This is a genomic window from Morganella sp. EGD-HP17 (assembly GCF_000512315.2).
In the GTDB taxonomy this organism is placed as follows: Bacteria; Pseudomonadota; Gammaproteobacteria; order Enterobacterales; family Enterobacteriaceae; genus Morganella; species Morganella morganii.
On record NZ_AZRH01000010.1, the window covers coordinates 99246 to 123265 of the forward strand.

A 24020-nucleotide genomic window follows, 5' to 3' on the forward strand; every position below is an offset into this window, starting at 1 on the left:
TGACATACCTGCATAACGGCGTGCGAAAAAACGACAATAATGCGCAGTTTTTGTGCCGGACGGTCTGTGATAAACTCCGCACCATTCACCATCACACCTGCAATGTAAGTAAACACTCACTAATGAGCACTCACCCTGATTTACACCAGCTTGCCACCCGGATCAAACAATGGGGACGCGAACTCGGCTTTCAGCAGGTCGGTATCTGCGATACGGATCTCAGCGCGGAAGAGCCGAAGTTACAGGCGTGGCTGGATGCAGGCTATCAGGGAGAGATGGACTGGATGGCGCGCCACGGCATGATGCGCGCGCGCCCGCATGAACTGCTGCCGGGCACGCTGCGGGTGATCAGTGTGCGGATGAACTATCTTCCCGCCAAAGCGTCCTTTGCTGCCGTACTGCAAAACTCGGAGCAGGGTTATATCAGCCGTTATGCGCTGGGGCGTGATTATCACAAGCTTCTGCGCCAGCGCCTGAAGCAGCTGGGAGAACGGATTCAGGCTGAGTGTGATGAGCTGGCTCTGGAAAACACCCTCAGCTACCGCCCGTTTGTTGACTCAGCACCGGTACTGGAACGCCCGCTGGCAGCCAAAGCGGGTCTTGGCTGGGTTGGTAAGCACTCACTTATTTTAAACCGTGAAGCCGGTTCCTGGTTTTTCCTCGGCGAGCTGCTGATCAACCTGCCGCTGCCGGTTGATATCCCGGTTGAAGAACAGTGCGGCCGCTGTGTCGCCTGCATGACCACCTGCCCGACTCAGGCGATTGTCGCGCCTTATACTGTCGATGCACGCCGCTGTATCTCCTACCTCACTATTGAGCTGGAGGGCGCTATCCCCGAAGAATTCCGCCCTCTGATGGGAAACCGCATTTACGGCTGTGATGACTGCCAGCTTATCTGCCCGTGGAACCGTTTTTCACAACTGACAGACGAGGCGGATTTCTCGCCGCGCAAGCGCCTGCACACGCCGGAACTGCTGGATTTATTCGCCTGGGATGAAGCCACCTTCCTGCGGGTGACAGAGGGCTCGGCTATCCGGCGCATCGGATATCTGCGCTGGCTGAGAAATATCAGTGTCGCTCTCGGCAATGCACCGTATGAAGATAAAATTATTATTGCACTGACAGAAAAAACCGGACTGGCAGACTGGCTTGATGAGCATATCCGCTGGGCAGCTGCCCGTCAGTATGCCAAAAGAGATGAATCACGTATCGAAATACAGACTTCACAGCAAAAACGTCTTATCCGCGCCATTTCCAAAGGTTTGCCGCGCGACGCCTGATCCCGCCTCATAATCCCGTTAAGTTATCCACAATATTCAGTGTTGTGAATAATATAAAAAGACCTTGCCTATCAATGTGAAGAAAAAATACAAGAGAGCCGTCACACAATTCACATAAATTAAACTAACATATAAATATCAATATATTAAATATACTGTCGTTCAGTATTTTGCGGAATTCTGTGATTCAGCCGACAAAACCGGCCTGTGGATAACTCTGTGCAGAAAAGTGTGTCAGAACCCCCGGGATGTGAATAACATGCCCCGCAGCGCTGTGGATAAAAAATGACATCCGGACAAAAAAATTGCCCCTGTTTGACTTAATCACCCCATGAAAGGTGATGAAAAGCAGAAACTGACATAAAGATAGTGCAGAAAGTGCCGGTGGTAATCTTTCACTGTCTGAATAATCACCGCTGGTGATCGTTCATCTGCCCTTCGTCAGAGAGGGCGCAAATTCTATTTCACCACGCCGGGATTAGCAAGACTTTTCCCCGTATTTACGAAAAAAAAGCATCTAACAGATTAAATTATCAGCAAAAGTTCAGTGTGGACGGTTTTGTGCTGCGGATAACTGTGACTGATGATTATTTGCACCGCACAGCAGTTTTCCCGGCAGAACCGGTAACAGAAATCACGCAAAGGATTTTATTCAGAAAATAATGTTCGGGGGGACTGAAGAGAAGAAAAAGATTGGAGCGGGAAACGAGACTCGAACTCGCGACCCCGACCTTGGCAAGGTCGTGCTCTACCAACTGAGCTATTCCCGCATCACAACGGTATATACCTGACTATCTGAAAATTGGAGCGGGAAACGAGACTCGAACTCGCGACCCCGACCTTGGCAAGGTCGTGCTCTACCAACTGAGCTATTCCCGCGTCACAACCGGTATATTACCTGACAATCTGCAAAATTGGAGCGGGAAACGAGACTCGAACTCGCGACCCCGACCTTGGCAAGGTCGTGCTCTACCAACTGAGCTATTCCCGCATATTTTGCAATTTGCCCGCACCGCTTTCGATTGAAAATCTATCTCGGTACGGGGAGCGCATTATACGAAAAATTCATTTTCTGGCAAGCCCTCCGGCACGAAAAAATGAATTTTTTTGTTCAGATGCCGATAAAACCGGCAAATATGCTATAAAACACGCAACCTGAACTAATATTAACCGACCGGCGGCTGAAAATCAGCCACCGTTTTTTATCACAGGCGGATAAAGGTTTCGCGGTAGTAAGCCAGTTCCGCGATTGACTCGCGGATATCATCCAGCGCCTGGTGGGTGTTTTTCTTGGTGAAGCCGTCCAGCACTTCCGGTTTCCAGCGGCGGGCCAGCTCTTTCAGGGTGCTGACATCCAGGTAACGGTAGTGAAAATATTGCTCAAGCGCCGGCATATAACGGAACAGAAAACGGCGATCCTGGCCGACACTGTTACCGCAGATAGGAGAAGCGCCCTGCGGCACCCACTGCTCCAGGAACGCGATAGTGGCCTGCTCTGCCTGTGCGTCGGAATACGTGCTGGCGCGGACACGTTCAGTTAACCCGCTGGCGCCGTGTGTGCGGACATTCCAGTCATCCATCAGACCTAATTGTTCATCAGACTGGTGTACCGCCAGAACCGGGCCTTCCGCCAGAATATTCAGGTTTGCATCTGTCACAATGGTGGCGATTTCGATAATCCGGTCACGTTCCGGGTCAAGTCCGGTCATTTCCAGATCGATCCAGATAAGGTTCTGTTCACTTTTTGCCATGTTGTATCCTATAGTTACCTGAGTATCCGCCTGTTTTTTGTTCACACGGATTGAATGATGACGGGTAAAATGAATGGTGTATCATAGCGCGTAATCCGCCCTGCCGCGAGTCACCCCGGCGGGCACTTTCTTCTTTACGTGGTGTCAAAACAGACGAGGTTTCGTTGGCTAAACAAAAACTTTCCAAAGGTCAGGTACGGCGTGTTCAGGCAAACCAGCAGCGCAAACTGCGCAAAGAGAACCGCCCAGAGCCTGAGGACAGCCTGTTCGGTGAGGCTCAAGAAGGACAGGTAATCAGCCGTTTCGGGCAGCATGCGGATATTGAAGCCGCAGACGGCTCGGTACAGCGCTGCAACCTGCGCCGCACTATCAAATCACTGGTCACCGGTGACCGCGTGGTCTGGCGTGCTGCGTTGCAGAATAACGAAGAAGGCCGTGTTAACGGGATTGTTGAGGCAGTGCATGAACGTGAATCGGTACTGACCCGTCCTGATTTTTATGACGGTATTAAACCGATCGCCGCCAATATCAACCAGATCGTGATTGTTTCCGCGATTTTACCGGAATTATCACTCAATATTATTGACCGCTATCTGGTCGCCTGCGAAACACTCGGTGTGGAACCGCTGATTGTGCTCAACAAAATTGACCTGCTGAATGACGAAAGCCGCGACCAGGTCAATGATTTAATGAATATCTATCGTAATATCGGATACCGTGTGCTGGAAGTATCCGGCTACACCAACGAGGGGATTGATGCACTGACGGCAGCACTTGCCGGACGGATTTCCATCTTCGCCGGACAATCCGGTGTCGGGAAATCCAGCCTGCTCAATACATTGCTGCCGGAAAACGCGGATATCCTGGTCAATAACGTTTCTGATGTTTCCGGGCTGGGTCAGCACACCACCACCGCCTCACGGCTGTATCATTTCCCGCACGGCGGGGATGTGATCGACTCACCGGGAGTGCGTGAATTCGGGTTGTGGCACCTGACACCGGAACAGGTCACTCAGGGATATACGGAATTCCGCGATTATCTCGGCGGCTGTAAATTCCGTGACTGCAAACACGGGGATGACCCGGGCTGTGCGCTGCGCGAAGCTGTGGAGAACGGCGAAATCAGTGCGGAACGCTTTGAAAATTATCACCGTATTCTGGAAAGTATGGCACAGGTGAAACCACGCCGTAATTTTACGGCCGGTGAAGACTGACAAGCGCAATAAGCACAGGTACAATAGCCCCCTTTTGTTCAGAATTCGCCGGAAAAACCGGCAGATAACAAACAATACCAGAGGTCGATGTGCTGGATACTCTTAAAATAAAATTACAATATTTGCTGCCTAAACAGTGTCTTACTCAGCTGGCGGGCCGCTTTGCCAACAAAAAACTTGGCTGGCTGACACAGTTGGTGATCAAAGCATTCGCCAAAGCCTACAAAGTGGATATGCAGGAAGCGAAAGAGAGCGAGTTTATCGCTTACAGTACCTTCAATGAGTTTTTTATCCGCGCACTGAAAGAGGAAGTCCGCCCGATCGTACAGGGCAGCGAAACCCTGGCACTGCCGGCAGACGGCACCATCAGTCAGCTGGGGCTTATCCGTGACGATCAGATTTTACAGGCCAAAGGGCATAACTACACCCTGGAAGCCCTGCTCGCCGGAAACTGGCAGCTGGCGGATCTGTTCCGCAACGGGCAGTTTGTAACCACTTACTTATCTCCGCGTGATTACCACCGCGTGCATATGCCGTGTGACGGCCATCTGCGTGAAATGATCTATGTCCCGGGCGACCTGTTCTCCGTTAACCCGCTGACCGCCGCCAATGTCCCGAACCTGTTCGCCCGTAACGAGCGTCTGATCTGCGTGTTTGACACGGATTTCGGCCCGATGGTGCAGATTCTGGTGGGCGCCACGATTGTCGGCAGTATGGAAACCGTCTGGTGCGGTATGGTCACCCCGCCGCGTGAAGGGATTGTGCGCCGCTGGACTTACCCTGCACACGACAGTGTCTGTGCGGTAAACCTGAAAAAAGGCGAAGAGATGGGCCGCTTTAAGCTCGGCTCCACCGTGATCAACCTGTTCCCGGCGGATACAGTGGCACTGAACAGTGCACTGGCAAACGGCGTTTCCACCCGTATGGGTGAACTGCTGGCCACCCGCATTACGGCGGATGATGCCGCCTGCGCGGAAGAAAGCCCTGCATGCCCGTCACAACCGGACGCCGCTGCCACTAACTGAGGACTCTCCCCTGTGCGCCTGATTATCTCATTTTTACTGGCGGTTTTTCTTTTCTCCCCGCTGACAGCGGTATATGCGGCATCGGATATTAACGAGCCGCAGATCCGCCAGGAACTGAAGCGGATTGAGAGCAGTAAAGATCCGAAAGATATTGAGATGGCTCAGGCGTTACAGGCGACCCTGAACTGGCTGACAGACAGCAAAGCTGCGGATGAACGCGCACAAAGCTATCAGGACACCATCGATAACTTCCCGAAGCTGGTCAGGGCATTACGTCAGCAGCTGCTGGAAGAGAGTGATTCCCCGGCCAAAATTCTCACCACCCGCCCTATCAGCGACCTTGAGCAACAAGCTATCCAGCTCAGCGGACAGTTACTGGAGCAGGGACGGCTGTTACAGCAGGAGCAGGATAAAAACCGCGAAATCAGCGATTCCCTGACCCTCCTGCCCCAGCAGCAGTCCGAAGCCCGCCGTCTCCTGAATGAAGCCACCTCCCGCCAGCAGGGACTCGCAACTCCGCTGACCCCGCTTGCCGAGGCGCAGGCCACGCTGGCCGCCGCAGAAGTGCAGGCACGCAAGGCAACGGTCAATGAGCTGGAACTGGCTCAGCTTTCTGCCAATAACCGCCAGGAACTGACCCGCATCCGCCTTGAACTGCTGCGTAAACGCTATCAGCGGCTGGATCTCGAACTTCAGCAGTTGCGCAGTGTGCTCAACGGCAAACGTCAGCAGAAAGCGGAACTGGCGCTGGAACGCACCGAACTGCTGGCCGAACAGGCCGGTGATTTACCGCCGTACCTGAAAGAACAGATTGATATTAACCGCGAACTGTCGCAGGTGCTGAATGATCAGGCCGCGCACATGAGTGATATCGGAGAGATGCAGCGCCAGGCGGCAACCGATATCCAGAAAGCGCGTCAGGTACTCGGCACCATTCAGGAGCAGGCACAGTGGCTGAACGGCTCAACCGCACTGGGGGAAGCCCTGCGGGCACAGCTCAGCCGCCTGCCGGACATGCCGAAACCGCAGCAGCTGGATAAAGAGATTACCGACCTGCGTGTTGAGCGTCTGAAATATGAAAATATGCTCGATGCCCTGTCCGGTAATAATAATGAACCGGATACGTCACAGACAGCCGCCCTCCCGCCGGATCAGGCTTCGCTTTATCAGCAGTTGATTCAGAACCGCAAGGAACTGCTCGGCTCCCTGCTCTCCGGTTACGATACTGAAATTCTGGAGCTGACCAAGCTCAAAGTGACCACCAGTCAGCTTAGTGATGTGCTGATTGAAGTCCGCGACGACACCCACCGCTATCTGTTCTGGGTGGCGGATGCCACACCGGTTTACCTCAATTACCCGATTGAGGTACTGACCAGCCTGACCAAACTGCTGTCACTGGATACCCTGGCGCAGCTCGGCGGCGCATTTAAAACCATGTTCTCGTGGCAGAACAAAGAGATTTCGCTCTATATCATCGGCACCCTGCTGCTGGCGATTTTCGGCCTGAACTACCGCCGTCACTATCAGGCATTTCTGGACAGAACCAGTCAGCGTATCGGTAAAGTAACACTGGATCGCTTTTCCATCACACTGCGCACGCTGTTCTGGTCTGTGCTTGTCTCTCTGCCGCTGCCGGTACTGTGGTCCGCTATCGGCTACGGGTTACAGAATGCCTGGCAGTACCCGATGGCAAAAGCGATCGGTGACGGTGTCAGCGCCACCACACCGGTGCTGTGGCTGTTTATGTTCTGCGCAACCTTTGCCCGGCCTAACGGGCTGTTTATCGCACAGTTCCGCTGGCCGGAAGCCCGCGTTAAACGGGCAATGCGTTTCTATCAGCTTTCCATTTTTGTCATTGTGCCGCTGATGATGGCAATGACCACCTTTGAATACTTCAATGACCGGGAGTTTGCCCCGACACTCGGCCGTCTCTGCTTCCTGCTGCTGTGTGCCGCGCTATTTATCATTACCAGCAGCCTGCGCCGTGCGGGAGTTCCGCTCTATCTTGACCGCCACGGCAGCGGCGACAATGCCGTCAGCAAAGGAATGTGGTGGCTGCTCCTGCTGGCACCGGTAGTGGCGGCGATTGCCGCTCTGCTCGGCTATCTCGCGACTTCACAGGCACTGCTCGGCCGCCTGGAAACCTCGGTCGCCATCTGGTTTATGCTGCTGGTGGTCTACAACATTATCACCCGCTGGATGCTGATCCAGCGCCGCCGTATCGCCTTTGAACGTGCCAAACAGCGCCGTGCTGAAATCCTGGCACAACGGGCAAAAAGTGATGATGACAGCAGCGTCAACAGTAATGCCAACAGCGCGGAAGGTGTGATTGATATTGAAGAGCAGGTCATTGACCTCGATACCATCAGTGCGCAGTCAGTCGGGCTGGTCCGTTCGATTCTGACCATGATTGCCCTGGTATCCTGTATTCTGCTCTGGTCTGAACTGCACACCGCCTTCTCCTTCCTGGAAAATATCCGGCTCTGGGATGTCAGCAGCAGTATCAACGGTGTGGATACCCTCCAGCCGATTACGCTCGGCTCTGTCTTTGTCGCCATTCTGGTGATTATCATCACCACGCAGCTGGTGCGGAACCTTCCCGCATTGCTGGAACTGGCGCTGTTACAGCATCTCGATCTGACTCCGGGTACCGGTTACGCGATTACCACGCTGACCAAATACAGTATTACCCTGGTCGGCGGGATTGTCGGCTTCTCGCTGATCGGCATTGAATGGTCGAAAATGCAGTGGTTTGTCACTGCAATGGGTGTCGGGCTGGGCTTTGGTTTACAGGAGATTTTCGCCAACATTGTTTCCGGCCTGATGATCCTGTTCGAAAAACCGATCCGTATCGGCGATACCGTCACCATCCGTGACCTGACCGGCAGCATCACGCGCATCAACACCCGCGCCACCACGCTGACAGACTGGGACCGCAAAGAGATTATCGTCCCGAACAAAGCCTTTATTACCGAGCAGTTTATCAACTGGTCACTCTCAGATACCGTCACCCGTATCGTCCTGACCATCCCGGTCCCGGCGGAAGCCAATCCGGAGCAGGTCACTATTCTGCTGCTGATGGCGGCACAGGACTCGGCAATGATTCTGGACACGCCAAATCCGGAAGCTTATCTGGTTGATTTACAACAGGGTATTCAGATTTTCGAACTGCGCGCCTACGCCGCTGAAATGGGACACCGCCTGCCGGCGCGTCATGAGATCCATCAGAATATCCTGCGCAGCTTCGCGGAAAACAATATCATCCTGCCGTTCCCGCCATTTGAGGCGCGTGTGGATATGGTGGGAAATATTCTGCGCAGCGGCACAAAAAATCTGTCGGGCCGTAACCCGATGCGGAAATCCGGCGGGTTGTGATAACCGGTAAAGCCAGATAATAAAATTTAAGATATACTGCTGACAGTGAATCGTCATCTTAAATTTTATTATCTGGCAACCATTTTAAATAGAATGAATACAAGCAAGTTAAATTTGGGATGGTGGAATATTGGTATATCCCCGCCAATACGCTCCAATAAGGCGAAAAAAACTGATGCTATTACTTTAGCCGGTAATTATATAACGCAGTTCATTCAGCAGCGGGATCTTGATTTTTTCGCACTTTGTGAAGTATCTGAAGATGAATCCTGTTTTCTTAATGATTTAGCTAAAAAAGAAAATCTTACATTTATAGATTTAACCAGCTCTGTTGGTCGCATTCTTATCGACATCTCTGTTATTTATAATCCTGAAAAATTATCCTATGTAGAACATACTCATCTGACAGAAGTCCAGCCCGATGGGAAGTCATTACGGGCAGGTGTAAAAGTTATATTTAAAGAACTGAAAAACAATGACGAGATCGTTTTTTACTTATCACACTGGCCATCAAAACTCAGAAATAATGAATCTGTCCGCGAAAGCATTGCTACTTATATAAGAAATGATATTAATAATATTCTGGATAAAAATATAGATACTAAAATAATTTGTATGGGTGATTATAATGCCCAACCTTACTCCTATGCATTACGTAAAAAACTCTTTGCAACCCGGGATTTTCATCTGATAGAAAAAAGAAAAAAACTACTCTTTAACCCGTTCTGGAAAATTCTGTCTGATGGTTTGTACAATAATATCGGTACCTATTACTACAGCGCTCCTTCCGCTAACCGGTGGTATGTGTTTGATCAAATGATTTTTTCATCCTCTTTCGTAACACGAAACAAGGATAATCTTAAGCTTATTCTCAATAGTACAGATTGCCATAAAGTGATCAATGACATTGACAATGCAGTCTCAGACGTGGTGTATTTAGATAACTTTGACCATTTACCTATTTTTTGCGGATTACATTATGAGTGATAACGACGACATCCTGAATTCAATTAGAAGCTCATTCCAGAGCGCATTAGATATTGTAGAGATAAAAAAAGATATTGAGTCTAAAACATTCGATTTGCTTAATTTAGTTAAAGAATCAACAAACAATATCGTGTATCCGGAAATTAAAAATATTGATAATAATAAACTAATCAGTATGCTCTCAGCACAAACAATATATGACAAAGCCATATATCTGAAAAGTGAAACCAACCCAGAAATAAAACATCTTTTATGTGAATATTCGTTAAATAAATCAACCGGATTTCCGGTAACTGTTCGATATAAAAAAGAAGAGTTTTCATGTAATACAATGGATATTTTAAAGTCAACATTAACAGATATTTTAACCACGCCCGAAACAGCAATGGCTATGGCCAACTTATTTTATGGTAAAGAAGCTGATTATTAAGTATAAAAAATAGCCGGTATCAGAAGTAACTGGCTATTTTTATTAATACTTCCTATTCTGGCCACACAGAACAGGCTCTTTTTCTGTTATATCTGAAAAAACTGTACATTCATCCACCAACCAGATGATATCAATACCGGAGAGCCAAACCTGTTCCGGACAACCGGATATGCTTTTTTGTATAACAGAACAGCCCCCCGGATACTACAGGAACAGCTCACGCTTTGTTCATTTCCGGGGTCAGTATCACGTATGCCACAGAGCTCTCATTTTTTATAAAATCACTTCTTCACGTAAATTTATACCTGATAAGCAATATTAATGATTGCGCCGTTTGCTTCATACCACGTTTAATCATGATTATTGCTGTCCGGGAGAAAATTTTTCTCCTGATATCACTTTACCTCTCTCTAAAAAGCATTATTTTTTCTGATTTACATCCTTTATGATAAAGATATTAAAAAATAAGCCTGCTGATAACAAAACGTTATTACATAATACGTTGTTTAAATCGCACCCGTTAAGAACAACATTGTTTAAGATTTAAACATTAAGGATGTTATTTATGGCGATAAATACGACACGTTCCGCAGCGGAAAATTCCGGAATGAGTGAAGAGCAGTGGCGTGCAGCGACCAAATTTGATGGTACCGACGCCGGCTGGGTTATTATGAGCATCGGGATGGCTATCGGCGCCGGTATTGTTTTCTTACCGGTTCAGGTCGGTCTGATGGGGTTATGGGTTTTCCTGCTATCCTCCGTTATCGGCTATCCGGCCATGTATCTGTTCCAGCGGTTATTTATTAACACGCTCGCGGAATCCCCGGAATGTAAAGACTATCCGAGTGTGATTACCGGTTATCTCGGTAAAAACTGGGGGATATTACTCGGAGCGCTGTATTTTATTATGCTGGTGATCTGGATGTTTGTTTATTCCACTGCCATCACAAATGACAGTGCGTCTTATTTCCAGACTTTCGGTGTGACAGAAGGATTATTATCCGACAGTCCGTGGTACGGATTAATTCTGATTTGCCTGCTGGTCGCTATCTCTTCACGCGGCGAAAAGCTGTTATTTAAATTATCCAGTTTTATGGTGCTGACCAAGCTGTTTATTGTCGCCGCACTCGGTATATCGATGGTGGGCATGTGGCACCTGTATAATATCGGCTCACTGCCGCCGGTTGGCCGTTTAATTAAAGAAGCGGTTATTACACTGCCGTTTACCCTGACATCCATTCTGTTTATTCAGACTCTCAGCCCGATGGTCATTTCATTCCGCAATCAGAATGTGAACCGGGAAGTGGCCCGCTTTAAAGCCCTGCGGGCAATGAATATCGCCTTTATTATCCTGTTCTGTACCGTCTTTTTCTATGCCGTTTCCTTTACCCTGGCAATGGGTCATGACGAGGCGGTTAAAGCTTATCAGCAGAATATTTCCGCACTGGCAATCGCCGCTAAATTCTTCCCCGGCGGCTGGGTAACTGTGGTCAGCGTAATGCTGAATATTTTTGCGGTTATGACGGCGTTCTTCGGGGTATATCTCGGGTTCCGCGAAGCCACGCAAGGGATTGTGATGAATATTCTGCAGCGCATGATGCCTGCGGAGCGGATTAATGAAACCCTGGTGAAATACGGCATTATGGTATTTGCGGTGCTGCTGGCCTGGGGCGCCATTATTCTCAACGCACCGGTACTGAGCTTTACCTCAATATGCAGTCCGATTTTCGGGATGGTCGGTTGTCTGATTCCGGCTTATCTGGTTTATAAAGTCCCAATGCTGCATAAATATAAAGGCATCTCCCTGTATCTGATTATTTTTACCGGGATGCTGCTCTGTGTGTCGCCGTTCCTGGCATTTTCCTGATAATACTCCCAGAAACAAAAAAGCCGCCGGATTTATTTTCCGGCGGCTTTTTTGTTGATCTGAATATAAAAATTACTGCTGATATAACCGGCGCAGATAATGAGCAACTGCATCATCCGCATTAGAGCCAATCACTTCCATTTCCGGCAGAATATCTTTCAGGCGCTGATGTGCTCCCGCCATAATGCAGCCTTTTCCGGCCATTTCCAGCATTTCGCGGTCATTCATACCGTCACCGAAAGCAATGCAGTCATTCAGGCGGTAGCCCAGTGATTCCGCGACCTGCTGCAGCGCCTCACCTTTAGAGACACCTCCGGCCATCACTTCCAGACAGCTGCGCAGAGAGAAACTGACATTCACTTTATTGCCGAAACGCACGCGGATTTTGGCTTCCAGCGCGACAAGTTTCTCGTGATCGTCACAGGTAAAGTAGACTTTGCAGACCTGATCAACCGGAAAATCATTACGGTCAAACAGCTCATACATAAAAACAGATTCCTGGAAAAACTCTTTCTGTTCCGGGCTTTCCCGGTTGATCATCCAGCCGTCACCCCGGTAATAGTTGGTGAGGATATCCGGGTTATCAAACTCCATCAGGCACAGCTCGCGGACCACATCCGGATCCACATCATGACTGAATACCAGCTCACCTTTGGTGTTGTGTACCCGCGCGCCGTTGGAGGTGATCATAAACGCGTCAATTCCCAGTGCATCACGGATCTGCGCCACATCCACATGATGGCGGCCGGTGGCAAAAACAAAATGCACGCCTTTATTGATGGTCAGCAGGCGGAGGGTTTCCTTGGTGTAGGGGGTCAAACTGTGGGCAGGTGATAATAACGTTCCGTCTAAATCTGAAGCAACCACATGATACATATGCAAATTCCTGAAAATTGATTAGTGGAGTCCGAAAAAATGACAAATCGCATTGAGCGCGACAGCGCGCAACGCGTCTTCTTCGAACAGGATCTCGTGATAAGCTCCCTCAAACGTCAGAGGCATATGTTCTTCTTCTTGTCCTGTCCGGGCTTTACGGCGCTTTTCGCAGAAAGCCAGCAACTCCCGATTGTCCACCACCTTATCCTCTGATGCCATCAGCACCATCAGCGGGGTGTTTATCTCTCCCGCCTGCGCAATTATCTTTTGTCCGATATCAATGCTTTCGCGTAACCAGTGATACGTGGGTCCGCCGAGACGTAAAGCAGGATAGTCAGCATAACAGCGCAGGTAACGCCGGTACCGCGGGTAACTGTGGGTCAGCATGTTGATTAAAAACGGCAACGGCTGCCACTTCCCGGTTGATACCGCATACTCATTGCGTTCCGACGGCCGTTTATCAGCCCGGTTCACAATCATATTCGCCAGCCACATCGGCATCGGTAAATTGATACCGAACATCGGGGCACATAATACCGCGGCACGGAAGGTGTCCGGCTCGCGCAACAGATAACCGCCCAGTATCGCACCGCCCATCGAGTGCGCCAGTGCATAGCGGTAAGCGTAATTTTTCTCCGCCAGCGCGATGTTGGTGAACTGAGAAAAATCATCAATATAGTCGTCAAAACGCTCGACATGGCCTTTTTGCGGATCATCCAGCATCCGCCCGGAAAGCCCCTGCCCCCGGTGATCCATAATAAAGACATCAAAACCGAGGTGGAAAAAATCGTACAGAACTTCCGGATATTTGACGTAGCTTTCGCTGCGTCCGGAGCTGATCACCAGCACTTTGTCATGCGCAGGATCGGTAAACTGCACATAGCGGATAGTGACATCATCCGTGCCCTGAAATGTCCGCTCATCCCGGTTGCTCCAGAAATCAAGTAACGGGCCGTTCACAAAGGCGGAATACTCCGCTTCGCGTTCCAGCCAGCTTGCTTTCAGGGTATCCGGTGGCAGCATAGGGTGCTCCTTTAGTCATCAAATCCGGTGAGATGCTCGCGGATAAGGGCCATAAATGCATCGCCGAATCGTTCCAGTTTCCGCTCTCCGACGCCATTTATCAAGAGTAAATCATTTGCCCTGACCGGGCATTGTTCCGCCATTTCAATGAGTGTGGCATCGTTAAACACCACAAACGGCGGGATATTTTCCTCATCCGCAATGGATTTGCGCAGCTTGCGCAATTTCGCGAACAGTTTTTTGTCGTAATTACCGCCGTAGCTGCGGGCAGTCTGACGCGGTTTGATATTCTGGATCCTCGGCACCGCGAGTTGCAGCGGTACTTCGCCGCGCAGAACCGGACGGGCGGATTCGGTTAATTGTAACGCAGAATAATTGGCGATGTTTTGCGTTATCAGCCCTAAGTGGATCAACTGGCGCAGCACACTGACCCAGTGTTCCTGGCTTTTATCTTTGCCTATACCGTAAACCGCGAGTTTGTCGTGTCCGTATTCACGGATCCGCTGATTATTCGAGCCGCGCAGCACATCCACAATATACCCCAGACCAAAACGCTGCCCGGCGCGGTAGATGCAGGACAGCGCCTGCTGTGCCTCAACCAGCCCGTCATACTGTTTCGGCGGATCCAGGCAGATATCGCAGTTACCGCACGGTGTCTGGCGGTTCTCACCGAAGTAATTGAGCAATACCAGACGGCGGCAGGTCTGTGCCTGGGCAAACGCGCCCATGGCATTCAGCTTGTGCTGTTCGATATCTTTCTGCGGCCCGGCCGGTTTTTCATCCAGACAACGGCGCAGCCACGCCATATCCGCCGGGTCATAAAACAGAACCGCTTCCGCACTGACCCCGTCACGTCCTGCACGGCCGGTTTCCTGATAATAGGACTCAATATTGCGCGGGATATCAAAGTGCGCGACAAAACGGACGTTGGATTTGTTAATCCCCATCCCGAATGCCACCGTGGCGACCACGACCTGTAAGTTGTCCTTGAGGAAAGCATCCTGGACCCATTCACGCTGTGAATTATCCAGGCCGGCATGATACGCCGCGACACTCAGTCCGCGCTTTTGCAGACGGGCGGCGACATCTTCCACTTTATTACGGCTGTTACAGTAAATAATACCGCACTGGCCTTTCTGACCACGGACAAACATCCACAGCTGATCAAACGCTTTATATTTTTCCACCAGCGTGTAGCGGATATTCGGGCGGTCAAAGCTGCTGATGTGGATCAGCGGGTCACTGAGGCGCAGCCGCGAGCAGATATCAGAACGGGTGGTATTATCGGCGGTGGCCGTCAGGGCAATCACCGGCACACCCGGCAGATGCTGGCGAAGCTCGCCTATCGCGCAGTATTCCGGCCGGAAATCGTGTCCCCACTGAGAGATACAGTGCGCTTCATCCACCGCCAGCAGCGACGGCTGCCACTGCTGTAACTGGCGGATAAAACTGCTCATCAGCAGGCGTTCCGGTGCCACATACAGCAGTTTGATGCGGTTATTGTGACACCCTTCCAGTACCTTCTGCTGTTCCTGCGCGGTCTGTGCCGAATTCAGATAACCGGCTTCCACCCCGAGCAGGCGCAGCTGATCGACCTGATCTTTCATCAGGGAAATCAGCGGTGACACCACCACTGTCAGCCCCGGCAGCATCAGTGCCGGAATCTGATAACACAGTGATTTCCCGCCGCCCGTCGGCATGACCACCAGACAATCGCGTCCGCCGGTCACGGTATCGATAATATCGGACTGTCCGGCACGGAATTGCTGATAACCAAAGACCTGGCGCAGGATAGCGTCAGCGTCGGGCAGGGTATTGATGACTTCAGCGGTAGACACGCAGCTCCTCAGGTGAAACAGAAATCCGGGCAGTGCATTCTGCCGGTGAAAAGATGCTTCTATGCTAGCTCAGTTTGCCATCAGATAACAGACTATCCGCACGGACGGTGATAATATTCGATCGGTGCTGAGTTTTTTTGCGCACACCTTCTGGTGTAATTTTGTGATGCGCGTTACACTTTCACATCTTTTTAACGTCTTTGCTGCCATCCGGCGTATCGCAGGCGATCACATTTTACGAATAATTAATTAATGACGTGATTATTCACGTTGTAACTATGTAGTATCAATGCGAGAGTGACCGCGCCGGCAGGCATCTTCTTTTCTTCTTTCTTTCAGACTTGGACTATCATGAGCCAGCAACAGACCGTAAAAGGCGTCCTTTGTGCTCTCGGCGCTTACTTTATCTGGGGTATTGCCCCTGTGTATTTCAAACTGATCCAACAGGTGCCTGCGGATGAGATCCTGACACACCGGATTATCTGGTCATTCTTTTTTATGATCCTGCTGATCACCGTGTCACGCCAGTGGCCGCGTATCCGCCAGATTATCCGCCAGCCGAAGAAAATCATGATCCTCGCGCTGACCGCCTGTATTATCGCCTCTAACTGGCTGATCTATATCTGGGCGGTGAACCACAACCATATGCTGGAAGCGAGTCTCGGGTACTTTATTAACCCGCTGGTCAACGTCCTGTTCGGAATGCTCTTTCTCGGTGAGCGTTTCCGCCGTATGCAATGGTTTGCCGTGTGTCTCGCCTTTACCGGCGTGCTGATCCAGCTCTGGCAGTTCGGTACTGTGCCGGTGATCGGGCTGAGTCTGGCCATGACATTCGGCCTGTATGGTCTGCTGCGCAAAAAACTAGGGGTGGATGCCCAGGGCGGGATGCTGGTGGAAACCTTGTGGCTGCTGCCGGTTGCGGGTATTTATCTGCTTTTCTTTGCCAACAGCGCCACCAGCAATATGACCATGAACAGCCTGACGCTGAATCTGCTGCTGATTGCCGCCGGGATTATCACCACCGTGCCGCTGCTGCTGTTTACCGAGGCCGCTAACCATCTGCGTCTCTCCACGCTCGGCTTCTTCCAGTACATCGGTCCGACCCTGATGTTTGTGCTGGCGACCACCGCATATGGCGAGGCTATTTCCGCCGAACGGCTGGTAACCTTTGCCTTTATCTGGGCGGGACTGATTGTCTTTACCCTGGATGCACTGTACACCCAGCGCCACCGCTACAAAAAAGCGTGATATCCTGTGAGACAGCGCCGGATCTGCCGGCGCTGTCACCGGGAGGATAATTATGGACTGGATCACGCATCATCTGGCGGTACTGCACGACCACCCGCTCTGGCTGCTGGCCATTCTGTTTGTTATCGCCCTGAGCAAATCCACGATTATTCTCTCATCTGTCCTGCCGCCCGCCTCTGTCATGCTGATGACGGTAGTGACGCTGGCATTTCCGGTCGTTCCGGTGGTGATTATCTGGCTGGTGATTACGCTGGGTGCTGCCTGTGGTTCGATGATTTCGTATTATCTCGGCCGTCTGATTATCACCCGCAACTATTTTCCGGGACTGATGGCGAAATACAAAACCGCCCTCGGTAAAGCCCAGGCACGGCTTCAGACCAGCGGGCTGCTGATCCTGTTTACCTCACGGTTTATTGCGGTGCTGCGGTATCTGATCCCGATGGCGGCCGGATTGCTGCGTTTCACACAGACCCGTGTACTGGTGACCTGTCTGCTGTCCGCCGGGGTCTGGACCGCCCTTTACATGCTGATTGCAAAGGGCATTGAGTTCACGTTTTTCTGAGGAAGGCTGTTACAGCCAGTTCTTGCGTTTGAAGTAAAGATACGGCGCGAGTGCAGCGGCAACCATCACCCCGATCGCAGCAGGATACCCCAGCGACCAGTCCAGCTCCGGCATAAATTTGAAGTTCATCCCGTAACTCGATGCCACCAGTGTCGGCGGCAGGAATACCACAGAAACAACGGAGAAGATTTTGATAATGCGGCTCTGTTCGATATTGATAAAGCCCATCGCCGCCTGCATCAGGAAGTTCACTTTCTGGAACAGGGATTCATTATGCGGCAGCAGGGATTCGATATCGCGCAGGATTTCGCGCGCCTGCTCCAGCTGATTCGCCGGCAGACGGGTACGGCGGACCAGGAAGTTCAGCGCGCGCTGGGTATCCATCAGACACAGACGGACTTTCCAGCCGATATCTTCCTGCTCGGCCAGGGCAGACAGGGCTTTATCGAACTCATCATCCTGCTTGCCTTTCATAATCGCCCGGCTGAGTGTTTCCAGATTGCTGTAGATGTTTTCGATTTCATCCGCCAGCTGCTCGATTTTGGTTTCAAACAGATCCAGCAGGATTTCGTAACCGTTGCCGTCCTGCATGGTCTGTTTGCGCGCGCGCATACGGTACAGGCGGAAAGCAGGCAGTTCCCGCTCACGCAGCGTGTATAAACGCCCGTCACGCAGGGTAAATGCCACAGTGGAGTTTCCGGCGTGGTCGTCCGCATCTTCGTAATAGAAAAAGGAGTGGACGTGAAGCCCGTCATCGTCCTCAAAGAAACGCGCGGAGGCTTCGATATCATCCAGTTCCGGGCTGGTTGCCAGTTCCTGGTTGAACTGAGTCTGAATCAGCTGCCGTTCATGCTCTTCCGGTTCCGAAATATCCACCCACAGCGCATCTGTCAGGGCGTCGCCCTCTTCTAAATCAAGACGTTGCAAACGCTTATTGTCAACTCTGAATGCGCTCAGCATGGTATGCGGCCTCCGGGAACGAAAGGAAAAGAAAAAGTGTGCGCATGTTATGCGCAGATGAAAAAGGGTGTCAACCGGTTATTATCCGATTAACACCTTACTCTGCGGGAGATCAGGGTTTTTCCAGTTTGGCGTAGGAGGCCACCAGCCATTTGATCCCTTCACCCTGGAAGGCTATCTGTAAGCGGGTATGCTCGCCGTTACCTTCCATATTGATGATAGTGCCCTCCCCGAATTTCGGATGACGGACACGCTGCCCGAGGGTATAACCGCTGTCATTGGCGGTGATCGGTGTGCCGAGCCGCTGATGATTAACCGGGCGGGATACGGTAGCACGCAGGCGCACTTCCTCCACACACTCCGGCGGCAGTTCACCGATAAAACGGGATGGCCGGTGATACACCTCTTTGCCGTACAGACGGCGGGTCTCGGCATAGGTCAGAGTCAGCTTCTGCATGGCACGGGTCACACCGACATAGGCCAGCCGCCGCTCCTCTTCAAGACGGCCGCTCTCCTCCATCGACATCATGCCCGGGAACATGCCCTCTTCCACCCCGACGATAAAGACCTGCGGGAACTCCAGCCCTTTGGCGGAGTGCAGTGTCATCAGCTGGACAGCATCCTGATAGCGGTCCGCCTGACCTTCGCCGGATTCCAGCGCGGCATGGGACAGAAATGCCTGTAACGGCGTCAGCCCTTCGTCAGCATCCTGATAGCTGAACTGGTTGGTTGCAGTCACCAGTTCCTCTAAGTTTTCGATCCGCGCCTGGGCTTTTTCACCTTTTTCCTGCTCATAGTGCGCCCGCAGACCGGAATCGCGGATCACGCGGTCAGTCTGCACATGCAGCGGCAGGCCGTCAGTTTCCTGCGCCAGCAGATTGATCAGCTCGAGGAAGCGCCCCAGCGCGGAGGCAGCGCGTCCCGCCAGTGCTTTTTCTTCCAGCAGCACACCGCAGCTTTCCCAGAGGGTCAGTTCCCGCTCACGGGCAGTCTGACGCACCACGTCCAGGGTGCGGTCGCCGATCCCGCGTGTCGGGGTGTTCACCACACGCTCAAATGCGGCATCGTCATGACGGTTTGAAATCAGGCGCAGATACGCCAGCGCATCTTTGATTTCCTGGCGCTCGAAGAAGCGCTGGCCGCCGTAAATACGGTACGGCAGCGCGGCCTGTAACAGCGCCTCTTCCTGTAAACGGGACTGGGCGTTACTGCGGTAGAGAATCGCGCAGTCCGCCAGCGCACCGCCGTTCTCATGCCACTGTTTGATGCGTCCGACCACATAACGCGCCTCATCCAGATCATTAAAGGCACAATACAGAGAGATAGGCTCGCCGTCCTCACCGTCCGTCCAGAGGTTTTTCCCCAGCCGGTCGCTGTTGTGCGAGATCAGGGCGTTCGCCGCTTTCAGGATATTGTTGGTGGAACGGTAATTTTGCTCGAGGCGGATAGTGGTCGCGCCCGGGAAATCTTTCAGGAAGCGCTGGATATTTTCCACCTGCGCCCCGCGCCAGCCGTAGATAGACTGATCATCATCACCGACAATCATCACTTTGCCGGTATCACCCGCCAGCATGCGCACCCAGGCGTACTGGATGCTGTTGGTGTCCTGGAATTCGTCCACGAGGATATTGGTAAAACGGTCACGGTAGTGCTGTAAAATCGCCGGTTTGTTGAGCCACAATTCATGTGCGCGCAGCAGCAGCTCGGCAAAATCCACCAGCCCCGCACGGTCGCAGGCTTCCTGATAGGCCTGGTAGATCCGCAGCCAGGTGGCTTCCACCGGGTTGCCGTAGCTCTCAACATGCTGAGGCCGCAATCCTTCATCTTTTTTACCATTGATATACCAGCAGCCCTGTTTGGCCGGCCACTGTTTTTCATCGAGATTCATGGCTTTGATCAGACGGCGGATCAGGCGGATCTGATCTTCACTGTCGAGGATCTGGAAATCCTGCGGTAATCCGGCATCAAGGTGATGCGCCCGCAGCAGACGATGTGCCAGGCCGTGGAACGTCCCGATCCACATCCCGCCCTCACTGGTACCGACCAGCTCTTCAATACGGTGGCGCATTTCCGCCGCCGCTTTGTTGGTAAAGGTCACTGACATCACCGAAAACGGAGAGGCATTCTCCACTGCCAGCAGCCAGGCGATACGGTGCACCAGCACCCGGGTTTTTCCGGAACCGGCACCCGCCAGCACCAGCATGTTTGAGCGGGGAGCCGCCACCGCTTCGCGCTGTTTATCATTAAGGCTTTCAAGCAGATAAGAGACGTCCATAATTTCCATCAGTGTTTTGTGCGGCAGTGCCGCGAAAGAAAAAGCGCCTTCCGGACAGCCGGATCCGGAAGAACTGGTTTTTTATACAGATAAAATTATAACAGTCCGGTTAAAGAATCCAACTGTGTAATTTCAATATGCGGCAGCAGGCGGGTTTCCGGGTCGTGATAAACATCGCGGCCGTCAAGGTTGATCCAGCAGGCCTGCATGCCGCTGCACAGCGCCCCTTCCACATCGGTATTCAGGTTATCACCGACATGCAGGATATTTTCTGCCGGGAGAGCCAGCCGCTGCGCCGCCGTGCGGTACATATCGCAGAACGGCTTTGCGCGCCCGTCAGGGCCGGCTTTGAGAATAAAAGTAAAATAATCTGCCAGTCCGCATTTTTCCGGCTCCATATTGCCGTTGGTGATCGCCACCAGCGGAATTTTGGCCGCCAGCGCAGTCAGCGTGTCATGTGTGGACTGTGGTACATCAATACGGCTGCGCCACTGCGCAAAATGCGCCATTACCGCATCCGCCCCGGCCTGAGCACGGGTGGCGGTATAGCCGTAATGCAGGAAAAAAGTACGCCAGGAGAGCAGACGCCAGCGGCTGACATCATGGAAAATCTCCGGCTGCTGACGGCGGATCCGGTCACGGAACACATTAATATAGTCAGCCGGTAATTCACTGAAACGCGGATCATACTGACGGATAAACGCAATGACCTCCTCCTCGGTTTTATCCATCACCGGACGATTATCATACAGCGTGTCGTCAAGATCGAACGTCATGGCGCGGACAGGTGAAAGGGGGCGGTAAAAACGCATTACGGTTTTCCTCGTTTGGCCCGCGGATGTGCAACATCATACACATTGGCAAGATGCTGAAAATCCAGATGGGTATAGATTTGCGTGGTGGACAGATTAGCATGCCCCAGCAATTCCTGCACGGCGCGCAGGTCGCCGCTGGATTCCAGAATATGAGTCGCAAAGGAGTGGCGCAGCTTATGCGGGTTCAGATGGCTGTTCAGCCCCTGGTGCAGACCCCAGTATTCAAACCGTTTCTGCACATTACGCGCTGAGATCCGCTTACCGCTTTTGGTGGAGATAAACACCGCCCGGTCTTCCGGATCATACAGCTCACGCAGCGGCAGCCAGCGTTCCAGACAGGCAACCGCCGTTTTGCCGAGCGGCACTTTACGCTCTTTGCTGCCTTTCCCCAGCACCCGTACTTCACCGGTGGCCAGGTCAAAATCCCCGGTATTCAGCCCGACCAGCTCCGATAAACGCAGCCCCGCGCCGTACATCACTTCCAGCATGGTACGGTCGCGCACGGTCAGAGGATCATTACTGCTGATATCCATCAGCCGGGTAATATCATCCACATCCATGTTTTTCGGCAGATGCCGCCCCTGTTTCGGGGCACTGACGGCTTTGGCCGGATTGGCGGGCAGCAGGCCGTTACTGACCTGCCAGTCGAGAAATGAGCGCAGCGCGGAAAGACGCAGCGCCAGGCTGGCTGGCTGTAACCCGTTACGGCGGCTTTTTGCGGCCAGCATCCGCACCGTTGCCGGTTCCAGCTGCGCCCAGCTGCGGAGTTTACTGCTGACCATCATTTCCGCCAGCGCGGTGAGCTGACGGCGGTAATTGGTAATCGTGACCGGACTTAACCGGCGCTCCACCCGCAGATACTGCAGAAACTGTTCTGCCGTGACCAGCAGGCTATCTGCCGCGCTGTCTGTCATGCCAGCTCCACCCAGCGCTGCAGCAACTGCGGCAGGAAATAGGCAACCTGTTCCAGCATCGCGGTACCCATGTCCTTCTGATAGTGCTGCTTGTCACGGCTGACAAATATCACTACACCGAGGTCATGCTGTCCGCCCAGCAGCGATACAGACGCTGAACCGACAAATGCACTGTCCGGCAGCAGCAGCTGAATTTCAGGGGCTGTCAGTTGTCCCAGATAATGGTTGCGATCCCCGAAGCGGGAGAGACGGATGGCTTCAAAGTGTGCGCGGGATAAGGCCAGATCCTGATGACGGAATGGCGCGCCCAGCCGCCAGCTGTCGGTAAACAGACGGATTCTGGCATGGCTGAGTTTCAGCCCCTTCGCCCACTGATTCAGTCGTTCGGAAAAATCATCAAGAGAAGTCGCGGCGGACAGCGACGCCAGCAGTTTCAGCAGGCGCGAGAACAGGTGTTCGTTTTCACGGGCCTGTATCATCAGCTGCATCAGATCATCCGTCAGCGTGCCTATCCGCTCACGCTGGCGTCCGAGCTGCCACTCCACCAGAGAGACCGCACCTTTTACCGGGTGCGGGATGGTCATGTCAGTGATCTGCGCGGCATTGCGGATGAAAAAATCCGGATGCGCTTTCAGATACGCCAGCACCGCCGCCTCATCCGGCTCTCCGGAAGGGGCAAATACGGCCGTATCCTGTTGACTGTCCATTGCTATTTATCCTCTTTATGATGATTAAAGATGGATAACACCATCATATACATGCGTGGCCGGGCCGGTCATAAACAGGGGTTTTCCCTCACCTTCCCAGCTGATAAACAGGGTACCGCCGGGTAAATCCACCTGCACATTTTCTGCCAGCAGGCCCTGGCGGATCCCGACAGAAACCGCCGCACAGGCGCCGCTGCCGCAGGCCTGTGTTTCACCGACACCGCGCTCGTATACGCGCAGACGGATATGGTCACGCGACAGGATCTGCATAAAGCCGATATTTGCCCGCTCCGGGAAACGCTCGTGGCTTTCCAGAACAGGGCCGATAACCTCAACTTCCGCCGTTTCCGTGCTTTCCACCTGGATAACACAGTGCGGATTGCCCATCGACACCACACCACACAGAACCGTGCGTTCAGCGGCGCGGATAATATAGGTTTTCTCTTCTTTGACCGCGCGGAACGGTACCAGCGCCGGTTCAAACTCCGGCACACCCATATTCACGCGGACATTGTCATCATCGGCAATCGTGAGCACCATGCGTCCGGACTGCGTGCTGACACGGATATCCCGTTTGTTGGTCAGCCCTTTGAGGCGGACAAACCGGGCAAAACAGCGCGCGCCGTTGCCGCACTGCGCCACTTCACTGCCGTCGGCGTTAAAGATGCGGTAGTGAAAATCCAGTTCCGGGTCATAGGGCGCTTCCACCACCAGCAGCTGATCAAAGCCGACACCGGTGTGCCGGTCTGCCAGACGGCAGATAAGCTCCGGAGAAAAATAGATATTCTGGGTGACGGCGTCCACCACCATAAAATCATTACCCAGGCCGTGCATTTTGGTGAACTGCATGTTCAGATCCTGTTTACGCCTCAG

General features: G+C 52.4%; 19 protein-coding genes and 3 tRNA genes. 9 read left to right on the plus strand and 13 right to left on the minus strand.

Translation table 11 applies throughout. The annotated features are described in order from the left end of the window. Window positions 1-122: 122 nt before the first annotated feature. Window positions 123-1280 carry a tRNA epoxyqueuosine(34) reductase QueG gene (gene queG / locus X965_RS12030; RefSeq protein ID WP_036418214.1) on the plus strand — a complete coding sequence of 386 codons (1158 nt, stop codon included), beginning with the start codon at window positions 123-125 and terminating at the stop codon, window positions 1278-1280. Window positions 1281-1974: 694 nt separating this feature from the next. Here queG and X965_RS12035 read toward each other — a convergent pair. The 4 genes from X965_RS12035 to orn all read right to left on the minus strand — a co-directional run bounded on the left by X965_RS12035 (window position 1975) and on the right by orn (window position 3031). Beyond that, a tRNA-Gly gene (locus X965_RS12035) sits at window positions 1975-2050 on the minus strand. Window positions 2051-2083: 33 nt separating this feature from the next. Next, window positions 2084-2159 (minus strand) — tRNA-Gly (locus X965_RS12040). Window positions 2160-2195: 36 nt separating this feature from the next. After that, window positions 2196-2271 (minus strand) — tRNA-Gly (locus tag X965_RS12045). Window positions 2272-2485: 214 nt separating this feature from the next. Continuing rightward, window positions 2486-3031, minus strand: coding sequence for an oligoribonuclease (orn, locus tag X965_RS12050; protein ID WP_004234467.1), 546 nt, complete (start codon window positions 3029-3031; stop codon window positions 2486-2488). A 164-nt stretch (window positions 3032-3195) separates the two neighbouring features. Between orn and rsgA the strand changes: the two genes are divergently transcribed. The 6 genes from rsgA (at window position 3196) to X965_RS12080 (ending at window position 11929) form a co-directional block, all read left to right on the plus strand. Beyond that, a complete protein-coding gene (rsgA, locus tag X965_RS12055; RefSeq protein WP_004234465.1) occupies window positions 3196-4245 on the plus strand; it encodes a small ribosomal subunit biogenesis GTPase RsgA in 1050 nt (349 codons plus the stop codon). An 89-nt stretch (window positions 4246-4334) separates the two neighbouring features. Beyond that, window positions 4335-5270: an archaetidylserine decarboxylase gene (gene asd / locus X965_RS12060; protein ID WP_015422318.1), complete on the plus strand. Its 936-nt coding sequence runs from the start codon at window positions 4335-4337 to the stop codon at window positions 5268-5270. A gap of 12 nt (window positions 5271-5282) precedes the next feature. Next, window positions 5283-8645 carry a miniconductance mechanosensitive channel MscM gene (gene mscM / locus X965_RS12065; RefSeq protein ID WP_036418216.1) on the plus strand — a complete coding sequence of 1121 codons (3363 nt, stop codon included), beginning with the start codon at window positions 5283-5285 and terminating at the stop codon, window positions 8643-8645. Window positions 8646-8759: 114 nt separating this feature from the next. Beyond that, complete coding sequence (locus X965_RS12070) at window positions 8760-9632, plus strand: endonuclease/exonuclease/phosphatase family protein (RefSeq protein ID WP_246829299.1); 873 nt, start codon at window positions 8760-8762, stop codon at window positions 9630-9632. Further along, window positions 9625-10062 carry a hypothetical protein gene (locus tag X965_RS12075; RefSeq protein WP_036418217.1) on the plus strand — a complete coding sequence of 146 codons (438 nt, stop codon included), beginning with the start codon at window positions 9625-9627 and terminating at the stop codon, window positions 10060-10062. Before X965_RS12070 ends, X965_RS12075 begins: the two co-directional genes overlap by 8 nt. Before the next feature lie 556 nt (window positions 10063-10618). Beyond that, complete coding sequence (locus tag X965_RS12080) at window positions 10619-11929, plus strand: amino acid permease (RefSeq protein WP_004234458.1); 1311 nt, start codon at window positions 10619-10621, stop codon at window positions 11927-11929. 72 nt (window positions 11930-12001) lie between these two features. On the opposite strand, the gene yigL is transcribed toward X965_RS12080, so the two are convergent. Genes yigL through recQ form a run of 3 tightly spaced genes read right to left on the minus strand, consistent with a single transcriptional unit; the run spans window position 12002 to window position 15666 of the window. Next, on the minus strand, window positions 12002-12805 hold the full coding sequence (gene yigL, locus X965_RS12085) for a sugar/pyridoxal phosphate phosphatase YigL (RefSeq protein WP_004241342.1): 804 nt from the start codon (window positions 12803-12805) through the stop codon (window positions 12002-12004). Window positions 12806-12826: 21 nt separating this feature from the next. Beyond that, window positions 12827-13828 (minus strand): lysophospholipase L2, encoded by a 1002-nt coding sequence (gene pldB / locus X965_RS12090; RefSeq protein ID WP_004234454.1) that lies wholly within the window; start codon window positions 13826-13828, stop codon window positions 12827-12829. An 11-nt stretch (window positions 13829-13839) separates the two neighbouring features. Next, window positions 13840-15666, minus strand: a complete 1827-nt coding sequence (recQ, locus tag X965_RS12095) for an ATP-dependent DNA helicase RecQ (protein ID WP_015422321.1) — start codon at window positions 15664-15666, stop codon at window positions 13840-13842. Window positions 15667-16017: 351 nt separating this feature from the next. On the opposite strand from recQ, the gene rarD reads away from it, so the two are divergent. Next, complete coding sequence (gene rarD / locus X965_RS12100) at window positions 16018-16914, plus strand: EamA family transporter RarD (RefSeq protein WP_004234449.1); 897 nt, start codon at window positions 16018-16020, stop codon at window positions 16912-16914. 52 nt (window positions 16915-16966) lie between these two features. Then, window positions 16967-17476 carry a DedA family protein gene (locus X965_RS12105; RefSeq protein WP_004234447.1) on the plus strand — a complete coding sequence of 170 codons (510 nt, stop codon included), beginning with the start codon at window positions 16967-16969 and terminating at the stop codon, window positions 17474-17476. A gap of 9 nt (window positions 17477-17485) precedes the next feature. Here the strand turns inward: X965_RS12105 and corA are convergent, their stop codons facing one another. From corA to dapF, 6 genes are all read right to left on the minus strand, one after another. Further along, window positions 17486-18436 carry a magnesium/cobalt transporter CorA gene (gene corA / locus X965_RS12110; protein WP_004241337.1) on the minus strand — a complete coding sequence of 317 codons (951 nt, stop codon included), beginning with the start codon at window positions 18434-18436 and terminating at the stop codon, window positions 17486-17488. 112 nt (window positions 18437-18548) lie between these two features. Continuing rightward, window positions 18549-20720, minus strand: coding sequence for a DNA helicase II (gene uvrD / locus X965_RS12115; protein ID WP_004234440.1), 2172 nt, complete (start codon window positions 20718-20720; stop codon window positions 18549-18551). An 86-nt stretch (window positions 20721-20806) separates the two neighbouring features. After that, the gene (gene yigB / locus X965_RS12120; RefSeq protein ID WP_036413188.1) at window positions 20807-21523 is read right to left on the minus strand and encodes a 5-amino-6-(5-phospho-D-ribitylamino)uracil phosphatase YigB; all 717 of its coding nucleotides are present in this window, start codon (window positions 21521-21523) and stop codon (window positions 20807-20809) included. Then, window positions 21523-22440 carry a tyrosine recombinase XerC gene (gene xerC / locus X965_RS12125; RefSeq protein ID WP_036413190.1) on the minus strand — a complete coding sequence of 306 codons (918 nt, stop codon included), beginning with the start codon at window positions 22438-22440 and terminating at the stop codon, window positions 21523-21525. The genes yigB and xerC overlap by 1 nt, the downstream gene beginning before the upstream one ends. Next, window positions 22437-23147 carry a DUF484 family protein gene (locus X965_RS12130; RefSeq protein WP_036413192.1) on the minus strand — a complete coding sequence of 237 codons (711 nt, stop codon included), beginning with the start codon at window positions 23145-23147 and terminating at the stop codon, window positions 22437-22439. Before X965_RS12130 ends, xerC begins: the two co-directional genes overlap by 4 nt. Before the next feature lie 24 nt (window positions 23148-23171). Continuing rightward, on the minus strand, window positions 23172-23996 hold the full coding sequence (dapF, locus tag X965_RS12135) for a diaminopimelate epimerase (RefSeq protein ID WP_004234433.1): 825 nt from the start codon (window positions 23994-23996) through the stop codon (window positions 23172-23174). Window positions 23997-24020: the final 24 nt, after the last annotated feature.